Raw genomic sequence first — 1,182 nt, 5'->3', positions numbered from 1 at the left:
GAAGCCGTCCAGGTCGTCGTCGTAGATCGGGCTTTCGTTGCGCATGCCCAACTGAGTAGGCAGGCCCGGATGCCCGATGTGGGTCGGCGCGGCGTCGACCACCGGCTTGGCCGGGACCGTCAGCGGGTCTGACTCACCGCCGCCGCGCATCATCGCGATGCTGAGGGTGGTTACCGCTGACCCTGCGTCGAAGTCGTACTCATCCACGATCCGCCGCACCTTGCCAGTGCCCTCGGCCTGGTCGGTAAGCTCCAGGGTGTGGATCAGATCAAGGCCTAGGGCCAATGACGTCGGCACCTGCCAGCTGATGGTGGTTCCGCGCTGGCCACCAATGACCGTGGTGACGGCCCGGCGAATCGAGCACTCCAGCACGGCATCGCGCCTGGCGTCGTCACGCAGGTCCTGGACCCCCTGCGAAGCACCGCTGATGGTCTTGCCTTCCCACTCGTCAGTCTTGCTGTCTTCCACTTCAAAGCCAGTGCTTTGCCGGCTGACAACCTGCCCACCAGTCGGACCGAGGCCCTTCGGACAGGCGATGACAAGGCTGTACTTCTCCGTCACGGACTGCACCCAACGGCGCGAGCCGGTCCAGCTAGCGCCCAGCAGCAGGTCGGGGAAGTCGTTCCGCCAGCCCTGGCCATTGCCGCAGGGGTCGCCGCTGCTGGGAGGCAGCTTGAAGTAGCTAGGATTCGGCAGCAGGGTCAGTCCGGCGCCCTCGGTGGCCTGCTCGATCATCGACACGTCTGGCAGGTCGGTACTCTGCGGCCGCCAGGTGCAGAAGCCCTGAATGCCTTCGTGACCGCCCGCGCCGGGGTGCGACCATGCATAGCCGTCATCGCGCTGCCACAACCGCGAATAGCGGTACTCAATCTCCAACTCGACGCGGTTGGTCGCCTGCTGTGTCTTGGCCAGCTCGGTCGACGCGCTCTGGTAGATCGTGCTGCCGGGGCCAAACCGGGCAGCGGGTTCCGTCGCGTACCAGCTGGTGACGCGAATCTCGCCGGTCGGGCTGACGTCCATGGATACCGGGCGACTCTCCAGGCGCTCTTGGGCGTAGTCCCAACGGCTACGACCGTCAGGCGATTCGAACATGTCGGGCGTCCACCAGCCCCCAGTCAGGGCGTCGATCTGCTCGACCGTCATGTTCTCGACCCGGTACTGCAGCTGGTCGCTGCAGGTGAT

At 65.7% G+C, this 1,182-nt stretch carries 1 protein-coding gene; it reads right to left on the bottom strand.

What is annotated here, in order from left to right:
• Nucleotides 1-1,182 (bottom strand): hypothetical protein (locus L6D89_RS32335; RefSeq protein WP_236202336.1); only part of this gene is annotated, 1,182 nt, incomplete at both ends.

The sequence above is a fragment of the Pseudomonas pseudonitroreducens genome, from assembly GCF_021603645.1.
GTDB lineage: Bacteria > Pseudomonadota > Gammaproteobacteria > Pseudomonadales > Pseudomonadaceae > Pseudomonas > Pseudomonas pseudonitroreducens.
Note: the sequence above shows the minus strand (reverse complement) of the source record. Positions and strands in the feature narration are given on the sequence as shown.